Annotated in this window: 23 protein-coding genes; 3 read left to right on the top strand and 20 right to left on the bottom strand. The window is 68.6% G+C overall.

The genetic code is table 11. The features are described from left to right. Positions 1–9 precede the first annotated feature (9 nt). Genes O5M90_RS21065 through tsaB form a run of 5 tightly spaced genes read right to left on the bottom strand, consistent with a single transcriptional unit; the run spans position 10 to position 5,500 of the window. Complete coding sequence (locus O5M90_RS21065) at positions 10–1,110, bottom strand: class I SAM-dependent methyltransferase (RefSeq protein WP_440402317.1); 1,101 nt, start codon at positions 1,108–1,110, stop codon at positions 10–12. Further along, the gene (locus tag O5M90_RS21060; protein WP_269838200.1) at positions 1,107–3,482 is read right to left on the bottom strand and encodes an EAL domain-containing protein; all 2,376 of its coding nucleotides are present in this window, start codon (positions 3,480–3,482) and stop codon (positions 1,107–1,109) included. Before O5M90_RS21060 ends, O5M90_RS21065 begins: the two co-directional genes overlap by 4 nt. 37 nt (positions 3,483–3,519) lie before the next feature. After that, positions 3,520–4,314 (bottom strand): uracil-DNA glycosylase, encoded by a 795-nt coding sequence (locus tag O5M90_RS21055; protein ID WP_269838201.1) that lies wholly within the window; start codon positions 4,312–4,314, stop codon positions 3,520–3,522. After that, positions 4,311–4,799 carry a ribosomal protein S18-alanine N-acetyltransferase gene (gene rimI / locus O5M90_RS21050; protein ID WP_269838377.1) on the bottom strand — a complete coding sequence of 163 codons (489 nt, stop codon included), beginning with the start codon at positions 4,797–4,799 and terminating at the stop codon, positions 4,311–4,313. Before rimI ends, O5M90_RS21055 begins: the two co-directional genes overlap by 4 nt. Beyond that, on the bottom strand, positions 4,799–5,500 hold the full coding sequence (gene tsaB / locus O5M90_RS21045) for a tRNA (adenosine(37)-N6)-threonylcarbamoyltransferase complex dimerization subunit type 1 TsaB (RefSeq protein WP_269838202.1): 702 nt from the start codon (positions 5,498–5,500) through the stop codon (positions 4,799–4,801). The genes rimI and tsaB overlap by 1 nt, the downstream gene beginning before the upstream one ends. 32 nt (positions 5,501–5,532) lie before the next feature. On the opposite strand from tsaB, the gene dacB reads away from it, so the two are divergent. Beyond that, the gene (gene dacB / locus O5M90_RS21040; RefSeq protein ID WP_137944661.1) at positions 5,533–6,948 is read left to right on the top strand and encodes a D-alanyl-D-alanine carboxypeptidase/D-alanyl-D-alanine endopeptidase; all 1,416 of its coding nucleotides are present in this window, start codon (positions 5,533–5,535) and stop codon (positions 6,946–6,948) included. Here dacB and O5M90_RS21035 read toward each other — a convergent pair whose 3' ends face one another. Genes O5M90_RS21035 through purE form a run of 4 tightly spaced genes read right to left on the bottom strand, consistent with a single transcriptional unit; the run spans position 6,949 to position 10,592 of the window. Continuing rightward, positions 6,949–7,908: an SGNH/GDSL hydrolase family protein gene (locus O5M90_RS21035; protein WP_440402316.1), complete on the bottom strand. Its 960-nt coding sequence runs from the start codon at positions 7,906–7,908 to the stop codon at positions 6,949–6,951. It lies immediately after the preceding gene. Between the two features lie 34 nt (positions 7,909–7,942). Then, a complete protein-coding gene (locus tag O5M90_RS21030; protein ID WP_269838205.1) occupies positions 7,943–8,923 on the bottom strand; it encodes an L-threonylcarbamoyladenylate synthase in 981 nt (326 codons plus the stop codon). A gap of 5 nt (positions 8,924–8,928) precedes the next feature. Continuing rightward, a complete protein-coding gene (locus O5M90_RS21025; protein WP_269838206.1) occupies positions 8,929–10,092 on the bottom strand; it encodes a 5-(carboxyamino)imidazole ribonucleotide synthase in 1,164 nt (387 codons plus the stop codon). Further along, the gene (purE, locus tag O5M90_RS21020) at positions 10,092–10,592 is read right to left on the bottom strand and encodes a 5-(carboxyamino)imidazole ribonucleotide mutase (RefSeq protein WP_272647595.1); all 501 of its coding nucleotides are present in this window, start codon (positions 10,590–10,592) and stop codon (positions 10,092–10,094) included. Before purE ends, O5M90_RS21025 begins: the two co-directional genes overlap by 1 nt. A gap of 92 nt (positions 10,593–10,684) precedes the next feature. On the opposite strand from purE, the gene O5M90_RS21015 reads away from it, so the two are divergent. Further along, positions 10,685–11,638 (top strand): tetratricopeptide repeat protein, encoded by a 954-nt coding sequence (locus O5M90_RS21015; RefSeq protein ID WP_269838207.1) that lies wholly within the window; start codon positions 10,685–10,687, stop codon positions 11,636–11,638. Here the strand turns inward: O5M90_RS21015 and O5M90_RS21010 are convergent. The 3 genes from O5M90_RS21010 to fba all read right to left on the bottom strand — a co-directional run bounded on the left by O5M90_RS21010 (position 11,635) and on the right by fba (position 14,804). Next, positions 11,635–12,741: a hypothetical protein gene (locus O5M90_RS21010; RefSeq protein WP_269838208.1), complete on the bottom strand. Its 1,107-nt coding sequence runs from the start codon at positions 12,739–12,741 to the stop codon at positions 11,635–11,637. The two genes, O5M90_RS21015 and O5M90_RS21010, sit on opposite strands and share 4 nt — an antisense overlap. A 9-nt stretch (positions 12,742–12,750) precedes the next feature. Continuing rightward, positions 12,751–13,650 carry a phosphoribosylaminoimidazolesuccinocarboxamide synthase gene (locus O5M90_RS21005; protein ID WP_262971533.1) on the bottom strand — a complete coding sequence of 300 codons (900 nt, stop codon included), beginning with the start codon at positions 13,648–13,650 and terminating at the stop codon, positions 12,751–12,753. An 89-nt stretch (positions 13,651–13,739) separates the two neighbouring features. Beyond that, positions 13,740–14,804, bottom strand: a complete 1,065-nt coding sequence (gene fba, locus O5M90_RS21000) for a class II fructose-bisphosphate aldolase (protein WP_137944668.1) — start codon at positions 14,802–14,804, stop codon at positions 13,740–13,742. A gap of 242 nt (positions 14,805–15,046) precedes the next feature. Between fba and O5M90_RS20995 the strand changes: the two genes are divergently transcribed. After that, positions 15,047–16,066 (top strand): STAS-like domain-containing protein, encoded by a 1,020-nt coding sequence (locus tag O5M90_RS20995; protein ID WP_262971534.1) that lies wholly within the window; start codon positions 15,047–15,049, stop codon positions 16,064–16,066. Here O5M90_RS20995 and pyk read toward each other — a convergent pair whose 3' ends face one another. The 8 genes from pyk to htpX form a co-directional block, all read right to left on the bottom strand. Continuing rightward, positions 16,067–17,497 carry a pyruvate kinase gene (pyk, locus tag O5M90_RS20990; RefSeq protein WP_262971535.1) on the bottom strand — a complete coding sequence of 477 codons (1,431 nt, stop codon included), beginning with the start codon at positions 17,495–17,497 and terminating at the stop codon, positions 16,067–16,069. 82 nt (positions 17,498–17,579) lie between these two features. Beyond that, positions 17,580–19,877 (bottom strand): NADP-dependent malic enzyme, encoded by a 2,298-nt coding sequence (locus O5M90_RS20985; protein WP_269838209.1) that lies wholly within the window; start codon positions 19,875–19,877, stop codon positions 17,580–17,582. Positions 19,878–20,086: 209 nt separating this feature from the next. Further along, positions 20,087–21,280, bottom strand: a complete 1,194-nt coding sequence (locus tag O5M90_RS20980) for a phosphoglycerate kinase (RefSeq protein ID WP_269838210.1) — start codon at positions 21,278–21,280, stop codon at positions 20,087–20,089. A gap of 35 nt (positions 21,281–21,315) precedes the next feature. Beyond that, on the bottom strand, positions 21,316–21,645 hold the full coding sequence (locus O5M90_RS20975; RefSeq protein WP_137944675.1) for an AzlD domain-containing protein: 330 nt from the start codon (positions 21,643–21,645) through the stop codon (positions 21,316–21,318). Further along, complete coding sequence (locus tag O5M90_RS20970; RefSeq protein ID WP_272647584.1) at positions 21,642–22,382, bottom strand: AzlC family ABC transporter permease; 741 nt, start codon at positions 22,380–22,382, stop codon at positions 21,642–21,644. The genes O5M90_RS20975 and O5M90_RS20970 overlap by 4 nt, the downstream gene beginning before the upstream one ends. 54 nt (positions 22,383–22,436) lie before the next feature. Next, positions 22,437–23,192, bottom strand: a complete 756-nt coding sequence (locus tag O5M90_RS20965) for a head GIN domain-containing protein (protein ID WP_269838212.1) — start codon at positions 23,190–23,192, stop codon at positions 22,437–22,439. A gap of 108 nt (positions 23,193–23,300) precedes the next feature. Continuing rightward, positions 23,301–23,645, bottom strand: a complete 345-nt coding sequence (locus O5M90_RS20960; RefSeq protein WP_332909451.1) for a hypothetical protein — start codon at positions 23,643–23,645, stop codon at positions 23,301–23,303. Between the two features lie 84 nt (positions 23,646–23,729). Further along, positions 23,730–24,575, bottom strand: a complete 846-nt coding sequence (htpX, locus tag O5M90_RS20955) for a zinc metalloprotease HtpX (protein WP_269838213.1) — start codon at positions 24,573–24,575, stop codon at positions 23,730–23,732. Positions 24,576–24,618 lie beyond the last annotated feature (43 nt).

Below are 24,618 nucleotides of genomic sequence, written 5' to 3'. Positions count from 1 at the left end.
GGGCTTCGCTCAGAGCATGTGCGAGCGGTCGCCCGCCGCGAAGCCGAGGGCCTCGAAGCTCTCGCCCGCGACGAAGCCGATCACCTTGAACAGCTCGCCCATCTCATGCTCGGCGATCAACCGGTGCGCCATCGCGCGGCCGGCCAGGTCGGCCTCGCAGAGCAGCGCCGTCAGGCCGCAGTTGATCAGGAAGTTGGCCTGGCTGGTGTAGCCCAGCACGGTCAGGCCGGCGTCCTGCCCGGCCAGCGCGATGCCGGTGAAATTGACATGGGCGGTGATGTCCTTCTCGCCGACCAGGGCCAGCGGATCGGCATCGACGCGGTGCTGGTGATGGCACATCACGGTGCCGCCGGCGCGCTGCGGGTGGTAGTACTCGCGCTCGGGAAAACCGTAGTCGATCAGAAAGATCGCGCCGCGCTGCAGGCCGGCGGCCAGCGTGCGCACAAAGCCCTCGGCCTGCGCGTGCAGCTCGGTCAGATAGCCGCCGGGGTAGGGGTCATTGGCCACCTCGGCCGGCAGGCTCAGCCCGGTTTCGCGCTCGCCCCAGGCCAAACCTGCCCCCGTCCAGATGACACCGCGCTCCAGCCACTGCTGGCCATCGAAGCGCATCAGCTGCACCGGCATCGCGTCCAGCACCTCGTTACCGACCACCACGCCGGCAAAGCGCTCGGGCAGCGCGTCCAGCCACTGCACCTTGTCGCCCCAGGCGGCCAGGCGTTCGGCCTGGCGCGCGCGCAGCGAGCCGGACAGGTCGACGATGCAGTAGCGCGCCACGCGCTCGCCCAAGGCCTGCAGCAGCTGCGCCGCCAGCGCGCCGCTGCCGGCGCCGAACTCGAACACGGTGTCGGTGGCGGTGGCCGTCAGCGCCTGCTCGAGCTGGGCGGCCAGCGCCCGGCCGAACAAGGGCGACAGCTCGGGCGCGGTGACGAAGTCTGAACCATCGGCGGGCATCGCGCCGAACTTCTGCCGCGCGCCGCTGTAATAGCCCAGGCCCGGCGCATACAGGGCCAGGGCCATGAAGTCGTCGAAGCCCAGCCAGCCGCCGGCCTCGGCGACGGCTTCGCGAATCAGGGTCTGCAGGGGGGTGGGCCTGCCTTCATGCGCTGTCATTGCGCCATTGTAGGAAGGGCGCTCTGGCGGCTGTGCAGCCAGGCCTCGAACTGCTCGGCCGACATCGAGGCGGCGATCAGCTCGCCCTGCAAATCATCACAGCCCCAGTCCGCCAGCAGTTGCCATTGCGCGCGGCTGCGCACGCCCTCGGCACCGACCCGCAGGCCCAGGCCCTGGGCCATCTGCACAATGGCGCGGGTGATGGCCAGCGCACCGGCATCGCCGGGCAGCTTGGCGACAAAGCCCTGGTCGATCTTCAGCTTGTCCAGCGGCAGCTGGGTCAGATGAGCCAGCGAGGTGTAGCCGGTGCCGAAATCGTCGACCGAGATCGACAGGCCCAGCGCGCGCAGCGCGGTCAGCGTGGCCGGGGCCGTGCCGATATCGTCCATCAGCATGCGCTCGGTCAGCTCCAGCTCCAGCCACGCGCCCGGCACGCCGGCCTCGGCCAGCACCTGACGCACGGTATCGGCAAAGCGCTCGAGCCGAAACTGCATGGCCGAGAGATTGACCGCGATCGGCACCGCCGCGACACCGCTTTGATGCCACAGCCGCGACTGCCTGGCCGCCTCGCGCATCACCCACTCGCCCAGCGGCACCATCAGCCGATGCCGCTCGGCCACGCCGATGAAGGCGTCCGGGCTCAGCAGGCCGCGCTGCGGATGCTGCCAGCGCAGCAAGGCCTCGGCGCCGACCAGGCGGCCGTCGCGCGCATCGACCTGGGGCTGGTAGTGAAGGCGGAACTCGCCGCGCGCCAGGCCCTCGCTGAGCTCGCTCTCCAGCACCAGATCGGCATAGGCGCGCGCCGCCATCGCCGGCTCGAAATAGCGGTAGCTGGCCCGGCCATCGGACTTGGCCAGATACATCGCGGTATCGGCATGCTGGATCAGCTCCTCGGCACTGTCGCCATGCTCGGGGTAGACGGCGATGCCGATCGAGGGCGTCACGAAGAGGTCGCGCCCGTTGACGCTGACCGGCACCTCGACCACCGACAGCAGGGCCATCAGCACCACCAGCACATCGTCGCGCTGATGGATATCGTCCAGCAGCACGACAAACTCGTCGCCGCCGAAGCGCGCCACCAGATCGCTGGCACGCAGGCAGTCGCAGATGCGCCGGGCTACCGTCACCAGCACCTTGTCACCTTCCAGATGACCCAGCGAATCGTTGACGCGCTTGAAATTGTCCAGGTCGATGAACAGCAGGGCCAGGCGCTGCCCACCTCGCTCGGCGCGCTGCATCGCCGGCACCAGGCGCTCCATGAAGGCAGCGCGGTTCAGCAGGCCGGTCAGATTGTCGTGATGGGCCAGATGGTGGATGCGCGACTGCGCCGCCAGCTGCTCGCGGATATCGCGCACGATGCTCATGCGCAGGCGCTCGCCATCACGCACCAGGGTGCGCACGATGAACTCCACCGGGATGCGTGTGCCGTCGCGATGCATCACCGCACTTTCGTAACGCAGCTCCCGGCCCTCGCTCATCACCCGGCCGACCTTCTGCAGTTCGTCGGTCGCGACGAAATCCAGCGCCGGCCGGCCGACCAGCTCCTCCAGGCTGTAGCCGACCAGATCGCACAGCGGCGGATTGGCATCGGTGATGATGCCGTCGCGGTGAAACAGGATGCCCTCCATCGAGGCCTGCATGAACTTGTCCAGCCGTGCCTCGGACTCGCGCACCGCCGCCTCGGCCAGCCGGTACTTGGTGATGTCGAGGATCTGCACAAAGCTGGCCAGCGAATGGCCCTGAGCGTCCAGATGCGGAATCAGCTGCACCTCGATCCAGCGCGGCCGGCCGTCCGGTCCGAGCAACTGGCGCTCGTACTGGGCCGGCTGCTTGTCGCGCAGCACCCGTTCCACATAGGGCTGGATGCGCTGGGCCGCCTCCGGGCCTATCACCTCGGCAAAGGTCAGGCCCAGCACCGAACGCTCGGTGAAGCCGAAAGCATGGGCGTATTCGCGGTTGGCAAACAGGCAGCGGTGGGTCACCGCGTCATACAGCGCGATCAGCGCCGGCACATGGTCGGCCAGCAGCCGCAGCTGCGCGGCCTGCTCGGCCGCCTTGCTGCTGAGCAGGTCCTGCCAGACACTGATATGGGCTTGCAGCGCGGCGTCCCAGCGCGAGCGGCAGACCAGCCAGCCGGGGCCCGGCGCGCGCGCCAGCTCCAGCTCGAAATCGGCCGGGCGCTGCCAGGCCAGCTGCAGCTCGTCGCGCGACTCGACATCCAGCCAGTCCCAGCCCGGTGCCGTCCTCAGGCCGGCGAACAGCCCGTTCGCGCCGAGCACCCGGCCCTGCGCATCGACCACGGCCACGGGACATGGCAGCCGCTCCCAGCTGGCCCGGGTGGACTCGTCGATGGCAGCGGCGGCGGGCTTCATGCGTCTCCTCGTGGCCCTTGTTTTATAACCCAGGGGGTCAGGTCTTGCGCTGAAGAACGTCCATGGCCAGACACAAATCTTCCCAGGCCCGCGCCTTGTCGACCAGATTGCGCAGCAGATAGGCCGGGTGGTAGGTGACGATCAGCGGCACACCCTGGTACTCGTGCACCCGCCCGCGCAGCCGGCCGATCGGCTCGCTGCTGCGCAGCAGCGACTGCACGGCAAAGCGCCCCATCGCCAGGATGATGCGCGGCTGCACCAGCGCGATCTGGCGATTCAGATAGGGCTCGCACTGCGCCAGCTCCTCGGGCTCGGGATTGCGGTTGCGCGGCGGCCGACACTTCAAGGTGTTGGCGATGAAGACCTGTTTCTCGGGCGGCCCGTCGGCACGCGTCAGGCCGATGGCGCGCAGCATGCTGTCCAGCAGCTTGCCGGCCTGACCGACAAAGGGCTCACCCTGCAGATCCTCCTGCTCGCCCGGCGCCTCGCCGACCACCATCCAGTGCGCGCGCTCATGGCCGACGCCGAAGACCGTGTGCTTGCGCCCTTCGCACAGCCCGCAGGCGCGGCAGCCGGCCACGGCCTCGCGCAGCTGCGTCCAATCCATGGCCGCCACCGCGCCCGCCGCGGCCGGCGCCCGAGGCAGCTCGGCGGGCAGCGCAGGCACCACGATCTGCGGCAGGACGCTGGCGACCCGGACCGGCGCCGGCGCTTCGACCTTGGCCAGCGCAGGCTCGGGTGCCGTCGGTTCGGGCTCGGGCACGGGCGGCGCGGTCCAGACCCGCAGCCCCATCGCCTCCAGCATCGCCTGCTGACGTTCGCTCCAGCTCATGCCGCGCCCTCCGCCAGCCGCAAGCTCATCAGCACCGCGTCCTCGCGCCGGCCTTCGGCGGCCGGGTAGTAGGCGCGGCGCAGGCCGACCTCGGCGAAACCGTAGCGGGCATAGACACGCCGCGCCCGCTCGTTGCCCTGCCGCACCTCCAGCCAGATCTGCGCGCCGCCATGCTCGCGCGCCAGCGCCTGCAAGGCATCCAGCATCAGCCGGGCCAGGCCCTGGCCCTGGCACTCGGGCAGCACGGTGATATTGAGCAGATGCAACTCATCGACCCCTTGCATCGCGAGGAAATAGCCGAGCACGCTACCGTCGGCAGCACGCAGCACCTGGGCGAGGTAGCCGGCCGACAGCGAGTCGATGAAATTGCCGCGCGACCAGGGGAACTCGTAGGCGCGCTGCTCGATCGCCAGCACCGCCTCGACATCGCCGGCCTGCATCGCCTGCAGGCGGCTGCCCACCGGGCTCATCACTTCGCCCCGCATCATGATGCGGCGCGAGCGGCCAGGCGCTCCTCGGTGGTTTGCGCCACCTTGTCACGCACATAGAGCGGCATCGCCTCGGCCGGGTCCAGCAGCAGGCCCTGGGCCCAGGCCTGCTCGGCCAGCGCCGGCAGTGCCTGCGCGCGCGAGCGGCTCTGCGGCCAGGCCTGCACGGCCAGGCCTTGCAGCTCGGGAAAAACCGCGATCGCACTGCCGCACAGGGCCGCCGGCGGCTCGCGCCATTGGGCCAGCAGCGCGGCCGGGCTGTACAGCGCCGGCGCGCTCTCGACCCGCCAATGCCGGCCGTCATGCGCATAGGCGCCGGCATAGATCTCACCCATGCGGGCGTCCATCGCGACCCAGACCTGGGCCAGCATGCCGCCGGCCTGCTGGCGGGCGTCCTCGGCCACCAGCATCAGGCTGTCCAGCGACAGCACCGGCTTGGCCGCGCCGAACGCCAGGCCCTGGGCCACCGCGCAGGCGGTGCGCAGGCCGGTGAAGGCGCCCGGGCCGCTGCCAAAAGCGATCGCATCGACATCGGCCAGGCGCAGGCCGGCACCGGCCAGCAGTGCCATCAGCTCGGGCACCAGCCGCGCCGAGGCCTGGGCACCGCCGGCACCCTCGAAAAACCAGCGTCCTTGCGGGCCGGACAGGGCCAGCGCCATGCTTTCGGTCGAACTATCCAGGGCCAGCAACACAGTCATGCGGCAAGTGTAGCCGTGCGATCATCGCCGCCATGCGAGCCCTGCCCCTTGTTCTGAGCCTTGTTGCGGGGCTTGTCGGCCCCGCGTCTGCCCCGGCCCAGCCGGCGCCGCTGCCGGCCGGCGTCGGCCAGATCCTGCGTCAAGCCCAGCTGCCGCCCGAGGCCCTGGCCGTCTGGATCCAGGAGCTCGGTGCCGGCTCGCCGCGCCTGGCCTGGCAGGCCGATCAGGCGATGAACCCGGCCTCGCTGATGAAGCTGGGCACCACGCTGGCGGCGCTGGAGATGCTCGGGCCGGCCTGGACCTGGCAGACCCCGGTCTGGCTGCAGGGCCGGCTGCGGCCGGAGACCGGGGTGCTGGAGGGCGATCTGGTGATCAAGGGGGTCGGCGACCCCAAGCTGGTGCGCGAGCGGCTGTGGTTGCTGCTGCAGCGGGTGCGGGCCCAGGGTGTGCGCGAGATCCGCGGCCATATCCTGCTGGACAACAGCGGCTTCGCACCGAGCCCGCTGACGCCGGCCGATTTCGACGGCGAGCCCTGGCGCCCCGGCAATGTGCAGCCCGAGGCCCTGCTGCTGAACTACAAGAGCCAGACGCTGAGCTTCCGGCCCGATCCGGCGCGCGGCCTGGCCTGGATCGCCAGCGATGTGCCTCTGCCCGCGCCCGCCAGCGTGCCGCTGCAAAAGGACGGGGCCTGCGGCGACTGGCGCGGCGCGCTGCGCCTGCAATGGCAGGCGGGGCAGCCGCTGGGCTTTGCCGGCAGCTATCCGGCCAGCTGCGGCGAGCTGTCCTGGCCGCTGGCCGATACCGACCCGGCCAGCTACAACGCCCGGCTGATCGCCGCGATGTGGCGCGAGATGGGTGGCGGCTTGCTCGGCGAGGTCAGGGCCGGTGTGGCCCCTGCCACGCCACCGAGCTTCAGCTTTGCCTCGCCGCCGCTGGCCGAGGTGGTGCGCGACATCAACAAGTACAGCGCCAATCTGATGAGCGAGATGCTGTGGCTGAGCCTGGCCGGCGGCACGCCGGCGGCCGCCCAGGAGCGGCTGCGCCTGTGGCTGTCGGCCAGGCTCGGGGACTCGGCCTTTGTGCTGGAGAACGGCTCGGGTCTGTCGCGCGAGCAGCGCCTGAGCGCTCGGCAGCTGGGGCGGCTGCTGCAGCTGGCCCATGCCAGCCCAGTGATGCCGGAGTTCATGGCCTCGCTGCCGGTGGCCGGCGCCGACGGCACGCTGACGCGCGGCGGGGCCGCCCGCTTCGGTGCGGCCGCCGGCCGCGCGCACCTGAAGACCGGCTCGCTGCGCGATGTGGTGGCGCTGGGCGGCTATGTGCTGGCCGATTCGGGCCGGCGCTATGTGCTGGTGGCGCTGATCAACCACCCGCGCGCGTCGGCGGCGCGCGGCGCCCTCGACGCCTTGCTGCAGTGGACGGTCCAGGACCTGGACCGCCGCGCCCCCTGATCAGAAGGGGTTGTTGACCGCGCGGCTGACCGCCATCGAACCCAGGCGCGACTGGCCGGCCGGGCTCATCAAGGTGCTGGTGGCCCACAGCCAGGTGTCGCCGCTGGCATTGGTGACCAGGGTCTTGGTATTGCACTCCGGCGCCGGCGCGGTGGCCAGGCAGGCCGCCTCGGTCACATTGGCAAAGCCATAGCTGGTGTTGAAGCGGACGATGCGCTCCACCTCCTCGTTGATCAGCACCAGGCCGATCAGGCGACCGTCATCGATCAGCGTGATGCGCATCTGGGTGTTGAACTCGGTCGTCAGCTCGCTGAGCAGCTTGGCGCGGTCGGTATCGGGCTTGTTGGCCCGCTCGGTCAGCGCAAAAGGCGTGGTGCCCATGTCCGGCAGGGTCGCGACGACGACGCGGCCGTTCGCATTGGCGATGCGGTTGACCTGGTTGGCCAGCTCACGCCCGCGCTCGCGGGCCTGGGCCTTCAGCGTGTCGGCGCCCTGCTGGGGGTACTGGCGATACAGCTCCAGCACATCGTTGGCACCGGCCAACACTGACACCAGGTCCTTGCTGTTGAAGCCGCCGCTGGCGAAGAAGGTATCCAGCTGCGCCTTCACACCGGCCACGGTGGCGCCGGGCTGGGCATAGATCTTGCCGGTCGGTACCGTCTGGTTGGTCGGGTTGCATTCGGCAAACACCAGGCCGAAGGTCGCGGCCAGCGACTGGATCCAGATCGGGTTGTTGGCGCACTGCAGCGCGCTGGTGGTGGCGTCGACCGCATTGATCGTGTACTTCTTGCCCTCGGTCGTGATCACGCTGGCCTCGTCGCCGAAGGCCATGATGCGCTTGGGAGCAAAGGGCTCGATCTGCCCGCCGCCGCCACCGCAGCCGGCCACCAGGGTCGCGGCCACCAGGGCCGCCGTGGCCAATAGCGTGCGGCGGTGCGCAGCTTGCTTCAACATCTTCATGAACACTCCAGGCATGACTAACTTGCTCTTCAACTCAGGACTCGAACGCCGCCGCCGCACGCGACAGCCGGTCGCGCACACCGTCCCATTCGACATCGGGGGGCGGCAGCTCGATCCAGATCTCGCCGGCACCGGCATCGTCCAGCTCCCGCAGCACGGCAAACAGCTGCTGAGCCGCTGCCGCCGCATCGCCCGGCATGGTCCGCCATAGCGGACCGGGCACCGGGCTCAGCGTCCGCGAATATACCGCCAGCCCCGCCGGCCATTGTTGCTGGCCCAGACGCTGGGCCAGGGTGGCGGCATCGAGCAGGCGGACCACGGCGCTGGGCGCATAGTGGGCCGCCAAGGTGCCCGAGGCGCGCGGCGCCTGGGCATCGGGCGCCCGCAGCGGCTCGCCGGCGGCCGCCTCGATCTGGGCCGGCGTCAGCACGCCGGGGCGCAGCAGCACCGGATGGGCACGGCTGCAGTCGACGATGCTGGACTCGATGCCGACCGCGCAATCACCGCCGTCCAGCACCCAGACCTGGCCCTCGAACTCGCTCTCGACATGGGAGGCGCGGGTCGGGCTGACGCGGCCGAAGCGGTTCGCGCTGGGCGCGGCCACGCCGTGCACACCGAGCGCCTTGGCCTCGGCCAGCAGCGCCCGCGCCACCGGGTGGGCCGGGCAGCGCAGGCCGATGCTGGACTGGCCGCCGGCCGCCGCTGCGCCGACACCGGGCGCGCGCGGCAGTATCAAGGTCAGCGGGCCGGGCCAGAAAGCCGCCATCAGGCGCTGCGCCACCGGCGGCAGCTGGGCCGCGAAATCCGCCGCATCGGCCGCTTCCAGCACATGGACGATCAGCGGGTGATCGCTGGGCCGGCCCTTGGCGGCAAAGATCTTGGCCACCGCAGCGTCGTCATCGGCGCGCGCACCCAGGCCATAGACCGTTTCGGTCGGCAGGGCCAGCAGCTCGCCCTCGGCCAGATGGCGGGCGGCACGGGCGATGTCGGCGGGGTCGGATCCGTAGAGTAACAAGGCGGTCACCAATCGGTGGGCAGACCCAGGATCGCGGCGGCCTGCTGGGCATGGCTGCGGGCCAGCTCGGGCGTGGCTGCGGTGATGTTCAGATGGCCCATCTTGCGGCCGGGCCTGGCGCTGGCCTTGCCATACAGATGCAGATGCGTGCCGGGGATGGCCAGCACGGCGGCCCAGTCGGGCGCGCGCTCCTTGCCATCGGGCAGGAACCACAGATCGCCCAGCAGATTCAGCATCACGGTCGGCGAATGCAGGCGCGGCGTGTTCAAGGGCAGGCCGGCAAGCGCGCGGACCTGCAGCTCGAACTGCGAGACATCGCAGGCATTCATCGTGTAGTGGCCCGAGTTGTGCGGGCGCGGCGCCATCTCGTTGACGACCAGACGTCCGTCCTGCAGCACAAAGAACTCGATGCACAGCACGCCCACATAGGCCATCGCCTCGGCGATGCGCGCCGCCGAGGTGGCGGCCTGGAGCTGCAGCGCGGCGCTGGCGCTCGGGGCCGGCACCTCGGTGACAGCCAGGATGCCGTCGCGGTGCAGGTTCTGCTGCACCGGGAAGTGCACGATCTGGCCCTGGGCATTGCGGGCGACGATGACCGACAGCTCCAACGCCAGCGGCAACATCTGTTCCAGCACGCAGGGCACGCGCTTCAACTCATCCCAGGCGGCGAGCAGCTCGGTACGGGTCTTGACACGGATCTGGCCCTTGCCGTCATAGCCCATGCGCGCGGTCTTGACGATGCCGGGCAGCAGGCTGTCGGCCACCGCCGCCAGATCGGCCTCGCTACGCAGCACGGTATAGGGCGCGCAAGCCACGCCGCTGGCCTGGAAATGGGCTTTCTCGTCGGCACGATCCTGGCAGATCGCCACACAAGCGCCGGCCGGCGCGACAAAGCGCGTCTGCGCCAGCCGCTGCAGCGCGGCCGCGGGCACGTTCTCGAACTCGGTGCTGATCGCGTCGCAGACCTCGGCCAGCCGGGCCAGGCCGGCCTCGTCCAGATAGTCGGCGCGGATGTGCTCATGGGCCACGGCCCCGGCCGGGCTGTCGGCATCGGGGTCCAGCACCACGGTGCGGTAGCCCAGGCTCTGCGCCGCATGGACAAACATGCGGCCCAGCTGGCCGCCGCCCATCACCCCGAGCGTCGCGCCGGGTTGCAAGATCTCGGCCATCAGACCAGGTCCTTGCTCATGCCGCGCGCATGCTCGGTCTGGCGCAGGCGGTAGGCCTGCAGCTGCTCGCGCAGGCCCGGCTGCTCGGCCGCCAGCATCGCCACCGCGAACAGCGCGGCATTGCCGGCGCCGGCGGTGCCGATCGCAAAGGTCGCGACCGGAATGCCCTTGGGCATCTGCACGATGGAGTGCAGCGAATCGACGCCCTGCAGATGACGGCTGGCCACCGGCACGCCCAGCACCGGCACGAGGGTCTTGGCCGCCAGCATGCCCGGCAGATGGGCGGCGCCGCCGGCGCCGGCAATGATGGCGCGCAGGCCGCGGGCTTGCGCGGCCTCGGCATAGGCAAACATATCGTCGGGCATGCGGTGGGCGGACACCACCTGCGCCTCGAAAGGGACACCGAACTCGGCGAGAATGTCGGCAGCGTGTTTCATGGTCTCCCAGTCGCTGCTGGAGCCCATCACCACGCCGACCAGGGGGGAGGCGCTGACTGGCATGTTCGGCACGGCTCGCTCCATAGGCTGGAAAACCTTGAATTGTAGGCGGCTGCCGCCACCTGCTCCCGAACAAGCCCGCGCCGCTAGAGACCATGACCGACATCACCATACAGAATTTCGAAACCGAACTGCTGCAGGCCTCGATGCAGCAGCCCGTGCTGCTGGACATCTGGGCGCCCTGGTGCGGCCCCTGCAAAAGCCTGGGTCCGGTGCTGGAGAAGCTCGAAGTCGCCTACGCCGGGCGTTTCAAGCTGACCAAGCTCAACAGCGACGAGCAGCCCGAGATCTCCAGCCAGCTGAGCCAGGCCTTCGGCGTGCGCTCGATCCCGTTTTGCGTGATGTTCGTCGGCGGCCAGCCGGTCGACGGTTTTGTCGGCGCCATCCCCGAGGCGCAGATCCGCGAGTTCCTCGACAAGCATGTGCCCAGCGGCGAGATGCTGGAAGCCGAGGCCGACCTGGCCGAGGCCGAGGAGCTGCTGGCCGAGGGTGATCTGGAGTCGGCACTGACCAAGCTGCAGCAGGCGGTCGAGACCGATCCGGCCAACGAGACCGCACGCTACGACTACATCAAGGCCTTGCTGGAGCTGGGCCTGCTGCAGGATGCCAAGGCCGCGTTCGCGCCGGTGGCCGCCCAGGCCGCTGACACCATCACCCCGCATGCCCGCTTCGCCGCACTGGGCCAGTGGCTGGCGGCCATCGAGCAGACGGCCGGTGCCGATGTCGCGGCCCTGCAGTCGGCGATTGCCGCCAACAAGCGCGATTTCGAGGCCCGCTACACGCTGGCCCGCACCCATCTGGCCGGCCAGCGCTTCACCGAGGCGATGGACGAGCTGCTGGAAATCATCATGCGCGACAAGGCCTGGAACGGCGAGGCCGCGCGCAAGAGCTATGTCGCCATCCTGGAGCTGCTGACCAAGCCGGCGCCCAAGGTCCAGCCCGGCGCCGAGGCCAAGGGCACGCTGGAGCTGTCCGGCAAGGCGGTGGTGCCGCCCAGCGACCCGCTGCTGGATCAGTACCGCCGCAAGCTCAGCATGGCCTTGTTCTAAGCCGGTCGGGACAGCCCGGCGCCTTTGAGCGCCCGGGCCCAGGCCTGCTGCTGGGCCGCAAACTCGGCCCATTCGGCCGCCGCACTGGCGGCATGGCGCTCGGCGGCCGCAGCGTCACCGAGCAGGCCGTAGACCTGGGCCAGCCGGCTGTGGGTGGCGGCCCGGTCGTCGACATCGCAGGCCGGGTCCAGCTCGATCTCGGCCTCGCGCGCCTGCTGCAAGGCATGCTCGCGCTGACCCAGATTGCAGCGACACCAGGCCAGATCGGCCAGCAGACTGCTGCCCAGCCGGGTCAACCCCTTGGACATGGCCTGCGGCAGATGCTGCTCGTACAGCGCCTGCGCCTGGGCGAACTCGCCCTGCACCGTCAGCACCTGGGCGCGCAGCACCGGCGTCAGCTCGGCCATCGCCGAGCCGCCGACGGCCGCGTCGTAATGCTTGATCGAATCGGCCCCCAGCAGCAGCTCGGGCACCGGCCGGCTCGGATGGGCCAGGCTCTCGCGCCGCACATGGGCGGTGCGCATCTCGGCCATGTTGTACATCAGGGCCGACTGGCTGGCGTCGTCGCCCTCGGCCGAGGCATGCTGGCGCGCCTGGCCGTACCAGGCCTGGGCGGCCTCGGGCTGGTTGGCAAAGTGATGGGCCAGGCCCAGCGCGATGGCGACCCGCACGCGTGCCGCATGGTGATCGGGCGCGGCCAGCTCCAGGCAGGCCTGGGCATGGCCGATCAGCGCCTCGATGTCATGCCGCACATAGGCCAGATGGCACAGCCAGGCCGCGGCCAGCGCCTCGACCTCCTTGAGCTCGGCCAGCCTGGCGATCGCCTGGGCGCGCTGGATCTTGTCCCGCGCCGCACTGCCGAAGTCGGTGAAGTAGCTCATCAGCCCTTCGGCGAAATGCAGCCAGGCACCCAGCTGCGAATTCGGATGCTGGAACGAGAGTTGGTGCAGCGCCGTCAGCTCCTCGCGGGCCTCGGCCAGTTGGCCATGGCGGGCCAGCAGCACGGCGCGCTGGGCGCGCAGGCCGGCGGACTGCAGCTGGCTGGGGGCCGTGGCGATCTGGGTGTCCAGCTGCCTCAGCAGGCGGGATTTGGCGGGGATCATGAGCGGGGCTCAGCGCGTCAGGCGCTCCAGCGCCTCGCGGTACTTGGCGGCGGTCTTGGCGATCACCTCGGCCGGCAGGGCTGGGGCCGGCGCGGTCTTGCCCCAAGGCTTGCCATCGACCGTGGCCTGCTCCAGCCAGTCGCGCACGAACTGCTTGTCGTAGCTGGGCGGGTTGATGCCCACCGCATAGCTCTCGATCGGCCAGTAGCGCGAGGAGTCGGGCGTCAAGACCTCGTCCATCAGGGTCAGCGTGCCATCGGCATCGAGGCCGAACTCGAATTTCGTATCCGCAATGATGATGCCCTTGGTCAGCGCATAGTCGGCGGCGCGCTGGTAGAGTTGGATGGAGATGTCGCGCACGCGGGTGGCCAGGTCGGCCCCGATGATCTCGACCATGCGCTCGAAGCTGATGTTCTCGTCGTGATCACCCATCTCGGCCTTGGTGGCCGGCGTGAAGATCGGTGCGGGCAGCTTGGAGGCGTTCTGCAGACCGGCCGGCAGCGCGACGCCGCAGACCTGGCCATTCTTCTGATATTCGGCCCAGCCGCTGCCGGCCAGATAGCCACGCACCACCGCCTCGACCGGCAGCGGCTTCAGGCGCTTGACCAGCATGGCGCGGTCCTGGACCTGGGCTTTCTCGGCCGCGCTGCTGACCGCGGACAGCGGGTCCTCGCCGGTCAGGTGGTTGGGTACGATGCCGTCCAGCTTGTCGAACCAGAACAGCGCCATCTGCGTCAGCAGCGCGCCCTTGCCGGGGATGGGCTCGCCCATGATGACGTCGAAAGCCGACAGCCGGTCGCTGGCGATCATCAGGATGCGATCCGCGCCCACCGCATAGTTTTCGCGCACCTTGCCGCGGGCGATCAGGGGGAGCGAGGTCAGCGAGGATTCGAGCAGGGCAGCGGTCATGGTGGGGGTTTCCTGAGCAAGGGCCGGATTTTAGGACGTTAAAAAGCCCGCCGAGGCGGGCTTCGCACGGGCGGGGCGCCGACCCGGGCTTACTGGACGACCTGGTTCAGCTCGCCGCGCGCGTAGGCGGCGGCAATGTCGACCAGGCTGCGCGGCTTGATCTTGCCGGCCTGGCCCTCGCAGCCGAATTCCAGATAGCGCGCCTTGCAGACCAGCTTGGCGGCCTCGCGGGCCGGCTTCAGCCATTCGCGGGCATCGAACTTGTCGGGGTTCTCGGCCAGGAACTTGCGCACCGCACCGGTCATCGCCAGACGGATGTCGGTGTCGATATTGATCTTGCGCACGCCGTGCTTGATGGCTTCCTGGATCTCCTCGACCGGCACGCCGAAGGTCTCCTTCATCTTGCCGCCGTACTGGTTGATGATGGCCAGCAGCTCCTGCGGCACGCTCGACGAGCCGTGCATCACCAGATGGGTATTGGGAATGCGCTTGTGGATTTCCTTGACGCGGCCGATCGCCAGGATGTCGCCGGTGGGCTTGCGCGAGAACTTGTAGGCGCCGTGGCTGGTGCCGATGGCGATGGCCAGCGCGTCCAGCTGGGTGGCCTTGACGAAGACGGCGGCTTCCTCGGGGTCGGTCAGCATCTGGCTGTGGTCCAGCTTGCCCTCGGCGCCGATGCCGTCTTCCTCGCCGGCCTCGCCGGTTTCCAGATTGCCCAGGCAGCCCAGCTCACCCTCGACGGTGACGCCGACCTTGTGCGACATCTCGACGACCTTGCGGGTCACCTCCATGTTGTACTCGAAGGAGGCCGGGGTCTTGCCGTCCTCCATCAGCGAGCCGTCCATCATCACCGAGCCAAAGCCCAGATTGATCGCGCCCTCGCAGACCTTGGGGCTGGTGCCGTGGTCCTGGTGCATCACCAGCGGGATGTGCGGGTAGGCCTCGACGGCCGCCTGGATCAGGTGCTTGATGAAGGCCTCGCCGGCGTATTTGCGGGCGCCGGCCGAGGCCTGCAGGATCACGGGCGCACCGACCTCGTCGGCGGCGGCCATCACGGCCTGGACCTGCTCGAGGTTGTTGACGTTGAAGGCCGGGATGCCGTAGCCGTGTTCGGCGGCATGGTCCAGCAACTGACGCATGGAGACGAGAGCCATGAGGAAGATCCTCGCTGAAGTTGAAGAATTCTTGCGGGCGCGGCCCAAAGTAACCGCGCCGTAACTGCGACCGATTCTAACGGCGCCCCATCGCCACGGCGCCCATGCCCCCTGGATACGGGTCGGTACAAGCGCGCTTGCGGCTGACCAGGCCTGCCGCTAGGCTCGGCACGGTGTTTTCGGGCCTATTTCGCCGCATGCTGCGCGGGGCGGCCGGGGCACACTGGGGTGGGAGCCCTGCCATGACACGCCTAGCCATCGACCACCTGACCCTCTGGATCAGCGCCGCCGCGCGCGAGCACTCGCATGATCTGGTCGCCCATGTGGAGGAGCGCACCGGCGCGAGCCGCCGCGCGGTGCAGGCCGCGCTGCGCCGCCTGGTCGACGCCCACTGGCTGACGCGCAGCGGCACGAGCCGCCGCCCGGTCTATGCCCCCGGCCTGCTGCGCCAGGTGGCGCGCAGCTACACGCTGCACGGCCTGCAGGAGGACCTGCCCTGGCAGCGCGACTTCGCCCCCAATTTCGATCTACCGCCCCAGGTGGCCCGGATGATCCAGCATGGATTCACCGAGCTGGTCAATAACGCGGCCGACCACAGCGGCGGCTCCAGCGTGACCGTCTCGCTGCGCCAGACCCCCAGCCATGTGCAGCTGCTGGTCTCGGACGACGGCTGCGGCGTGTTCGACAAGATCTGTTCGGCTTTCGATATCGCCGATGCCCAGCACGCGATGCTCGAACTCTCAAAGGGACGGCTGACCAGCCAGCCCGAGCAGCACACCGGCCGCGGCCTGTTCTTCAGCTCGCAGCTGGCCGATGTGTTCGACATCCATGCCAACAACACCGCCTTCCAGCGCCGCGCCTGGGAGTCGACCGGCTGGCAGCGGGGCCGCCCGCTGCCGCGCCAGGGCAGCTCGATCTATATGGCCATCGCGCTGGACACCAAGCGCACGCTCGATCAGGTGCTGGAAGCCTGGAGCACGGCGGGCGATGGCATCGAGTTCGACCAAACGACGATTGCCTTGCGGCTCCTGGCCGGCCCGGGTCAGCCGCTGGACTCACGCGCACAGGCGCGACGCGTGGCCGCCAGGCTGCCGATGTTCAAGCGCGCCGAGATCAGCTTCGACGGCGTGGCCGATGTCGGCCATGGCTTTGCCGACGAGCTGTTCCGCGTGTTCGCGCGGGCGCACAAGGAGGTGGAGCTGCTGCCCACCCATATGACGCCGCGCATCGCGGCCCTGGTCAAGAGCGCGCAGAACGGCTGATCAGCCGACGCGACACACCTTCAGCATATTGGTGCCGCCCGGATAGCCCATCGGCTCGCCACAGGTGATCGCATAGGTGTCGCCGGGCATCAGCGCGCCCTGCTCCACCAGCAGGCGCTCGGCCGCCGCCAGCGCCGCGTCGCGGTCATCGAAGCGCGGCATTAGCAGCGGCCGCACATTGCGGTACAGGCACATCTTGCTCTGGCTGAGCTCCTGCGTCGTCAGCGCGAAGATCGGCACCTGGATGCGGTGGCGGCTCATCCACAGCGCGGTCGAGCCCGATTCGGTCAGCGCGACGATGGCCTTGCAACCCAGATGGTAGGCGGTGAATAGTGCGCCCATCGCAATGCTCTGGTCAATGCGGCCGAACTGACGGCCGGCGAAATCGGTGTCCAGGCTGACGAACTCGGCGCGCTCGGCTTCCAGCGCGATCGCGGCCATCTGCTCGATGGTCTCGACCGGGTATTTGCCGGCGGCCGTCTCGGCGCTCAGCATCACCGCGTCGGTGCCGTCCAGCACCGCGTTGGCCACGTCGGACACCTCGGCGCGGGTCGGCACCGGGTTGACGATCATCGACTCCATCATCTGCGTCGCGGTGATCGCCACCTTGTCGAGCTCGCGGGCCAGCTTGATCATGCGCTTTTGCAGCGCCGGCACGGCGGCATTGCCGACCTCGACCGCCAGGTCGCCGCGCGCCACCATGATGCCGTCGCTGGCCTTCAGGATGGCTTCCAGATGAGGGATCGCCTCGGAGCGCTCGATCTTGGCGATCAGGCCCGGCTTGTGGCGATAGGGCTCGCCGGCCACATTGCAGAGCTGGCGCGCCATCTCCATATCGGTGGCGTTCTTCGGGAAGCTGACCGCCACATATTCGGCCTGGAAGCTCATCGCCGTCTTGATGTCCTCCATGTCCTTGCCGGTCAGCGCCGGCGCGGTCAGGCCGCCGCCCTGCTTGTTGATGCCCTTGTTATTGGACAGCTCGCCGCCGACCTTGACGATGGTGTGCACCGCCGCACCCTTGACGGCCTCGACCGTCAGCACCAGCAGGCCGTCGTTGAGCAAGAGGGTGTCGCCCGGTTTCACATCGCGCGGCAGCTCCTTGTAGTCCAGGCCCACGGCCTGCTCGTTGCCGAGCTCGACGCGGTCGGCATCGAGGATGAAGGGCGTGCCGTTGACCAGCTCGATCTTGCCGTGCTCGAACTTGCCGACGCGGATCTTCGGGCCTTGCAGATCGGCCATGATGGCGACCTGCTTGCCGGCCGCCCGGGCCGCCTCGCGCACCAGGCGGGCGCGGTCGATATGGTCCTGCGCCTTGCCGTGCGAGAAGTTCAGCCGCACGACATCGACGCCGGCCCGGATCATGCGCTCCAGCACTTCGGGCGACGAGGAGGCAGGCCCCAGGGTGGCGACGATCTTGGTGGCACGGGTCATGATGAAGCGGTCTCGCTGGAATTAAGTTACAGGCGAGCGATTATGGGCCGCATCAGGACGCCAGCAATGGTTTCACGCGGTTTCATCCCTTCGCCGCGAGCACATCCGCAACAGCCAGCGCCGTCATATTGACGATGCGCCGCACCGTGGCCGAGGGCGTCAGGATGTGCACCGGCGCGGCCGCTCCCAAGAGGATGGGCCCGACCGTGACGCCCTGGCCGGCGCTGATCTTCAGCACATTGAAGAGGATGTTGGCGGCATCCAGCGTCGGCAGCACCAGCAGATTGGCCGCGCCCTTGAGCTTGCTGTCGGGCAGGAAGGTCTGGCGCACCGCCTCGCTGAGCGCCGCATCGCCGTGCATCTCGCCGTCGCTCTCGATCTCCGGATGGGCGGCCGCGAACAGCTCGTGGGCGCGCCGCATCTTGACGGCCGAGGGCCGCTTGCTGGAGCCGAACATCGAATGCGAGACAAAGGCCAGCTTGGGCGGCAGGCCGAAACGCTGCACCTCCTCGGCCGCCATCGCAGCGATCTCGGCCAGCTGTTCGGCGTCGGGGCTGTCGTTGACAAATGTGTCGGTGATGAACAGGGTCTGCTTCTCCAGCATCACCGCATTCATCGTCGCAAAGCTTCGGGCACCGGGCTTCAGGCCGATCAGCTCGGAGACATGTTCCAGATGACTGTCGAAACGACCCACCATGCCGCAGATCATCGCGTCGGCATCGCCCAGCTTGATGGCCAGCGCGCCTATGGTGGTGTTGGAGCGCCGCACCGCCGCCTTGGCCGCCTCGGGCGTGAAGCCGCGCCGACCCATGATCTGGTGATAGGCCTCCCAGTACTGGCGGAAGCGCGCATCGTTCTCGGGGTCAATCACCGCGACATCGCCGCCCAGCTGCAGGCGCAGGCCGGCGCGCTGGATGCGCATTGCGATCACCTCAGGGCGGCCGATCAGGGTCGGCTTGACCAGGCCCTCGTCCAGCGCCACCTGCACCGCGCGCAGCACCCGCTCATCCTCGCCCTCGGCGTAGATAACCCGCGCCGGATTGGCCTTGGCAGCCGCAAACACCGGCCGCATGAACATGCCGGTCTGGTAGACAAAGCGCGACAACTCCTGGCGGTAAGCGTCCAGATCCTGGATCGGCCGGGTCGCCACCCCCGAGGCCTCGGCCGCCCGCGCCACCGCCGGCGCGATGCGCAGAATCAGGCGGGCATCGAAGGGCTTGGGGATCAGGTAGTCGGGGCCGAAGGCCAGTTCCTCGCCGGCATAGGCGGCCGCCACCTCGTCGCTGGTCTCGGCCTTGGCCAGATCGGCGATCTCGCGCACGCAGGCCAGCTTCATGGCCTCGGTGATCTTGGTCGCGCCGCAGTCCAGCGCACCGCGAAAGATATAGGGGAAGCACAGGACGTTGTTGACCTGGTTCGGATAGTCCGAACGGCCGGTGGCGATGATGCAGTCGGGCCGCACGGCCTTGGCCAGCTCGGGCCGTATCTCGGGCTCGGGATTGGCCAGGGCCAGGATGATCGGCCGCTCGGCCATGGTCTTGACCATCTCGGCCGTCAGCACGCCGGGGGCCGAGCAGCCGAGGAAGACATCAGCGCCGGCCACCACATCGGCCAACGTCTTGGCCTCGGTCTGCTGGCAGTAGCGCTGCTTGCTCTCGTCAAGCTTGTCGCCCCGGCCCTCGCGGATCACGCCCTTGGAGTCGACGACGAAGATGTTCTGGCGCGCCACGCCCAGACCCACCATCACATCCAGGCAGGCGATCGCCGCCGCACCGGCGCCCGAAGTCACCAGCTTGACCTTCGCAATGTCCTTGCCCACCAGCTCCAGGCCATTGAGCAGGGCCGCTGCGCTGATGATGGCCGTGCCGTGCTGGTCGTCATGGAAGACCGGGATGTTCATGCGCTCGCGCAGCTTCTTCTCGATATAGAAGCACTCCGGCGCCTTGATGTCTTCCAGATTGACACCACCCAGTGTCGGCTCCATCGCCGCGATGATCTCGACCAGCTTGTCCGGGTCGCGCTCGGCCAGTTCGATATCGAACACATCGATGCCGGCGAACTTCTTGAACAGGCAGCCCTTGCCCTCCATCACCGGCTTGGCCGCCAGCGGGCCGATATCGCCCAGGCCCAGCACCGCCGTGCCATTGGTGATCACGCCGACCAGATTGCCGCGCGAGGTGTACTCGGCCGCCAGGGTCGGGTCTTGCTCGATGTCCAGGCAGGGATAGGCCACGCCGGGCGAATAGGCCAGCGACAGATCGCGCTGGTTGGACAGGGCCTTGGTGGGCGTGACCGAGATCTTGCCGCGCGTCGGGCTGCGGTGGTATTCGAGCGCGGCTTCACGCAAAGCAGCCTCGGCCGGCGACAGGGTTTTGCTCATCCAGGTCTCCTCTTGTAGGGCCGGTGAGATTACTCCTGTTCGCCACGCATGCCGATGCCGAGTGTTTTAACTGGCATGCAAAGATGGCAATGAAGCCACCATCAAGAAAGGGGCCGAAGCCCCTTGTTCATATCAGCCTGCTGCGCGCTTGGCCAGCCCGGTCGCAAGCATGCGACCGGTCCTTCGCCAGCCAGCGCAAGGGTGAGCAGTCACCCTTGCGCGCGCCGGCTCAGGATCTCGAAGGCCGGCAAGGTCTTGCCCTCCAGCACCTCCAGGAAGGCGCCGCCGCCGGTAGAGATATAGCCCACGTCCTTGTCGATGCCGTATTTGGCGATCGCGGCCAGGGTGTCGCCGCCACCGGCGATGCTGAAGGCGCTGGACTCGGCAATCGCGCGAGCAATCGCCTCGGTACCGCCGGCAAAGGCGTCGAACTCGAACACGCCGACCGGTCCGTTCCAGACGACGGTGCCGGCCGCCTTCAGCTGCGCGGCCAGGATGGCGGCGGTCTTCGGGCCGATGTCCAGGATCAGGTCATCGTCGGCCACCTCGGTGGCGGCCTTGACGGTGGCCTCGGCATCGGCGGCAAAGCGCTTGGCCGTCACCACGTCGACCGGGATGGGCACGGCCGCGCCGCGCGCGCTCATCGCATCGATCACGGCCTTGGCCTCACCGACCAGGTCGGGCTCGGCCAGCGACTTGCCGATCTTCAGCCCGGCTGCCAGCATGAAGGTGTTGGCGATGCCGCCGCCGACGATCAGGCCGTCGACCTTGTCGGACAACGCTTTCAGGATGGTCAGCTTGGTCGAGACCTTGGAGCCGGCGACGATGGCAACCAGCGGGCGCTTCGGTTGGGCCAGGGCCTTGCTGATCGCGTCGATCTCGGCCGCCAGCAGCGGGCCGGCGCAGGCGATGGGCGCGAACTGGGCGATGCCATAGGTCGTGCCCTCGGCCCGGTGGGCGGTGCCGAAGGCGTCGTTGACATAGATGTCGCAGAGCTTGGCCATCTTCCGGGCCAGCTCTTCGTTGTTCTTCTTCTCACCCTTGTTGACGCGGCAGTTTTCCAACAGCACGAGCTGGCCCGGCGCAACGGTGACACCGTCGACCCAGTCGACCACGACAGCGATCTCGCGGCCCATCAGCTCGCCCATGCGCCGGGCGATAGGCGCCAGCGAATCCTCGGGCTTGAACTCGCCCTCGGTCGGGCGGCCCAGATGCGAGGTCACCATCACCGCGGCGCCGGCCTTCAGCGCCAGCTCGATGCAGGGGATGGACGCGCGGATGCGGGTGTCCTCGGTGATGTGGCCGGCATCGTCCTGCGGCACATTGAGGTCGGCACGGATGAAGACGCGCTGGCCGGACACCTTGCCGGCGGCGACCAGATCGGAAAAACGCAAAACGTTCATGGGAGGGAGCTTGGTGGTTGGAATCAAGCCGAAGCTTACCAACCCAAGCCGATCCGAAGCGCCAGCATCACCACCGTGCCGCTGATGATGGTGCCGAGGATGCCGCCCTTCCAGAAGAAATAGGCGGTGCCGACGGCCGTGGCATAGAGCCTGGCGTCTTTCCAGGTCGAGATCAGCTCGCCCTGGCTCATCACGATCTCCGGCACGATGACGGCCGCCAGCGCGGCCAGCGGCGCATAGCGCAGGCCCTGCTTGAGCCAGTCCGGCAAGGGCAGCTCGTTCTTCGGGATCAGGAAGAAGGAGCGCGTCAGCAAGGTGATGGCCCCCATGCCCAGGATGGCCAGCGTGGTCTCCCACCAGTTCATGCTTGCTTCCCCCCTTGCGCCCCTTGCGGCAACCACTTCTCCATCATCAGGCCCACCGCCACCGCCACCGCGATCGCCACGATGATGTTCAGGCGCAATGGCAAGGCATAGGCCGCCACCGCCGCGCAGCCGGCCACTGCGGCCGTGACCCAGGTGTTGCGGTCCTTCAGCAGCGAGTAGGACAGGCCCAAGAGGGCCAGCACACCGGCAAAGCCCAGGCCCCACTCGGTCGGCACATGGTTGGCCAGGAGGATGCCGGCGATCGACGGGATCTGCCAGGCGCACCAGTTCAGCGCCACCCCGCCCCAGAAATAGGGCTCCTGCTCGGGCGCGGGCTTGCCGTCGGGAAAGCGTTTCAGGAAGGCGACATAGTTCAGGTCGGCGGCGAAATAGGCGATCTTCATGCGCCGGGCTCGCGGCAGATGGCCGAAATACATGCGCCACTGGGTGCTGAAGATCACGAAGCGCAGATTGACGCAGAAGGCCGTGGCCCACAGCACCCACAGCGGCGCGCCGGCCGCGATCAGCGGCAGCGAGGCCAGCTGCGAGCTGCCGGCGAACACCACCAGACTCATCAGCAAGGCCATCCAGACCGACAGCCCACTCTTGACCATGGCCACGCCGGTGACCAGGCCCCAGGCCGAGATGCCCAGCGTGATGCCCATCATCTCGCGCGCGCCGCGGCGAAACTCGGGGTCGCGCGTCAGCGCCAGATAGGGGGAGACAACAGACCGCATCGGCCGATTGTCGGCGCAAGCCGGGCGGCAGGTCGCCGCCCTGTGCGTATAGCGTCAGTTGCCCAGGCGCTTGATCGAGCCGCTGCCCGCCACCGAGCTGCTGATCTCGGGCGATCCGAGATAGCGCACATCGCCGGAGCCGGCGATGCTGACCTTGAGCTGCTTGTTGGCCTGGACCTGGACATCGCCGGAGCCGGCAATACTGACCTTGACCTCGTCGGCCACCAACTCGGAGGCTTTGACGTCGCCGCTGCCGGCCACCGAGACCGCCAGGCTGTTGATGCGCCCCTTGGCCAGGATATCGCCCGAGCCCGAGACCTTGAAACCGACCCGCTCGCTGAACAGCTCGGCAAAGCGCACATCGCCGGAGCCTGAGATGCTGGCATCGAGCTGCGGCGTCTTCATCGTCTCGACCCGGATGTCGCCGGAGCCGTTGACCGCCAGCGAGCGCAAGGCGCCGATATCGACATTGACCTGGATGGGCATCGTGCCGGACAGGCGATAGCCCTTCTTGGTCCGGACCTCCAGCGTGCTGCCGACCAGCTGGGTCTCGATCAGCGGCAGCAGATTCTTGTCGGCCCGGATCTCGACCGACTCGGTCGCGGCCTGCCGCACCACCACCTTGAACTCGCCACTCAGCGTGATGGCATCGAAGTTGCCGGGGCTGCGCTTTTCGCTTGCCGCCTCGCCCGAGCCCTTGACGCGCTCGCCGCTGCCGAAGGTCCAATCCCAGGCCTGGGCCGGACTCAGGGCGGTCAGACCAGACAGCGCGATGACAGCCACAGCAAGGCGGCGACGTTGGGTATTCATGACGGGGTTCTCCTCGTTGTGGATTGCAGTGACGCCATCATGGCTCAGCCCGGCACGCCGACCCAGCGCAACGCGACCAACTGCAATTCAAAAACCGCCAGCTGCGGCTCAGCGCGATGCTGCGGGGCGGCTCGCCTCGCGAGACGCGCCTTTGGGCTCGGTCTCGACATCGGCGTCATCGGCCGGCTTGGCCGCGCCGGGGCGCGGCACGACCGGCGCCACGCCCTCGAGCTTGTTCTCGCGCATGTACTCGTCCATCTCGCGCCAGCCCGCAAACACCGCCGCCTTCTGCGCCTTGGGATTGAGCAGATAGCAATCCTCGATCGCGCGCATCGCATGGCGGCAGGCGCTGCCTATGGCCTTGCCCTCGGCCTCCTTGTTGGCGGCGGCCTTGGCCGGGTCTTCGATGCCCAGCTGCTCGCAGCCGGCCAGCAAGAGGGCGGCAAGTAACACGGGAGAGAGGGAGAGAAAGGCCTTCATCGCCCCATTATCGGCCGCTGGGGCCAGGTCTTGAGCCCCAGCCCACGCTCACCGCGCTCAGCGCCGGGCCATTCCCAGCAAGCGGGCAACCCGCTCCTCGGTGGCCGGGTGGGTACTGAACAAGCCCCTGATACCGCCGGCGGACAGCGGGTTCATGATCATCATCTGGGCGGTCTCGGGGTGGCGCTCGGCCGCCTCCATCGGGATGCCCTTGGCATAGCGCTGGATCTTCTCCAGCGCCGAGGCCAGGGCCTGCGGGTCGCCGGAGATCTCGGCACCGCCGCGGTCGGCCTCGAACTCGCGGGCGCGGCTGATGGCCATCTGGATCACGCTAGCGGCGATGGGCGCCAGAATCATCACCAGGATGCTGACGATGGGGTTGGCCGGCCGGCCCTCGCTGTCGCGCCCGCCGAAGAACATCGCGAAATTGGCCAGCATCGAGATCGCACCGGCCATCGTCGCGCTGACCGTGCTGATCAGGATGTCGCGGTGCTTCACATGGGCCAGCTCGTGCGCCATCACGCCGCGCAGCTCACGCTCGCTGAGCACGCGCATGATGCCGGTCGTCGCGGCCACGGCAGCGTTCTCGGGGTTGCGACCGGTTGCAAATGCATTGGGCGCATCCTCGCGGATGATGTAGACCTTGGGCATGGGCAGCTGGGCCTTGGCGGCCAGCTCGCGCACCATGGCGTAGAACTGCGGCGCCGAGGTCTCGTCGACCTGCTGCGCGTTGTACATCTTCAGCACCATCTTGTCCGAGAACCAGTAGCTGAAGAAATTCATCGCCACGGCCACGGCCAGGGCCAGCAACATGCCGCTCTGTCCACCCAGCATGGCGCCGATGGCCATGAAGAGGGCGGTGATGGCGGCCATCAGGATGGCGGTCTTCATCAGATTGAACATGTCGTCGAACTCCTTTGTGGACAGCAGATGGGGTGTCCACCCC

This window comes from Paucibacter sp. M5-1 (assembly GCF_027498415.2).
Lineage (GTDB): Bacteria > Pseudomonadota > Gammaproteobacteria > Burkholderiales > Burkholderiaceae_C > Roseateles_E.
Note: the sequence above shows the minus strand (reverse complement) of the source record. Positions and strands in the feature narration are given on the sequence as shown.

Excerpts from the sequence above, each read along its gene's own strand:
- pyk (WP_262971535.1), bottom strand. The coding sequence starts at position 17,497 with ATGACCCGTGCCACCAAGATCGTCGCCACCCTGGGGCCTGCCTCCTCG.
- htpX (WP_269838213.1), bottom strand. The coding sequence starts at position 24,575 with ATGTTCAATCTGATGAAGACCGCCATCCTGATGGCCGCCATCACCGCC.
- O5M90_RS20995 (WP_262971534.1), top strand. The coding sequence starts at position 15,047 with ATGACACGCCTAGCCATCGACCACCTGACCCTCTGGATCAGCGCCGCC.
- fba (WP_137944668.1), bottom strand. The coding sequence starts at position 14,804 with ATGGCTCTCGTCTCCATGCGTCAGTTGCTGGACCATGCCGCCGAACAC.
- O5M90_RS21025 (WP_269838206.1), bottom strand. The coding sequence starts at position 10,092 with ATGGCCGAGATCTTGCAACCCGGCGCGACGCTCGGGGTGATGGGCGGC.
- O5M90_RS20980 (WP_269838210.1), bottom strand. The coding sequence starts at position 21,280 with ATGAACGTTTTGCGTTTTTCCGATCTGGTCGCCGCCGGCAAGGTGTCC.
- O5M90_RS20965 (WP_269838212.1), bottom strand. The coding sequence starts at position 23,192 with ATGAATACCCAACGTCGCCGCCTTGCTGTGGCTGTCATCGCGCTGTCT.
- O5M90_RS20975 (WP_137944675.1), bottom strand. The coding sequence starts at position 21,645 with ATGAACTGGTGGGAGACCACGCTGGCCATCCTGGGCATGGGGGCCATC.
- O5M90_RS21010 (WP_269838208.1), bottom strand. The coding sequence starts at position 12,741 with ATGATCCCCGCCAAATCCCGCCTGCTGAGGCAGCTGGACACCCAGATC.
- O5M90_RS21065 (WP_440402317.1), bottom strand. The coding sequence starts at position 1,110 with ATGACAGCGCATGAAGGCAGGCCCACCCCCCTGCAGACCCTGATTCGC.
- O5M90_RS21035 (WP_440402316.1), bottom strand. The coding sequence starts at position 7,908 with ATGAAGATGTTGAAGCAAGCTGCGCACCGCCGCACGCTATTGGCCACG.
- purE (WP_272647595.1), bottom strand. The coding sequence starts at position 10,592 with ATGCCAGTCAGCGCCTCCCCCCTGGTCGGCGTGGTGATGGGCTCCAGC.
- dacB (WP_137944661.1), top strand. The coding sequence starts at position 5,533 with ATGCGAGCCCTGCCCCTTGTTCTGAGCCTTGTTGCGGGGCTTGTCGGC.
- O5M90_RS21005 (WP_262971533.1), bottom strand. The coding sequence starts at position 13,650 with ATGACCGCTGCCCTGCTCGAATCCTCGCTGACCTCGCTCCCCCTGATC.
- O5M90_RS21015 (WP_269838207.1), top strand. The coding sequence starts at position 10,685 with ATGACCGACATCACCATACAGAATTTCGAAACCGAACTGCTGCAGGCC.
- O5M90_RS21055 (WP_269838201.1), bottom strand. The coding sequence starts at position 4,314 with ATGAGCTGGAGCGAACGTCAGCAGGCGATGCTGGAGGCGATGGGGCTG.
- O5M90_RS20970 (WP_272647584.1), bottom strand. The coding sequence starts at position 22,382 with ATGCGGTCTGTTGTCTCCCCCTATCTGGCGCTGACGCGCGACCCCGAG.
- tsaB (WP_269838202.1), bottom strand. The coding sequence starts at position 5,500 with ATGACTGTGTTGCTGGCCCTGGATAGTTCGACCGAAAGCATGGCGCTG.
- rimI (WP_269838377.1), bottom strand. The coding sequence starts at position 4,799 with ATGCGGGGCGAAGTGATGAGCCCGGTGGGCAGCCGCCTGCAGGCGATG.
- O5M90_RS21060 (WP_269838200.1), bottom strand. The coding sequence starts at position 3,482 with ATGAAGCCCGCCGCCGCTGCCATCGACGAGTCCACCCGGGCCAGCTGG.
- O5M90_RS20985 (WP_269838209.1), bottom strand. The coding sequence starts at position 19,877 with ATGAGCAAAACCCTGTCGCCGGCCGAGGCTGCTTTGCGTGAAGCCGCG.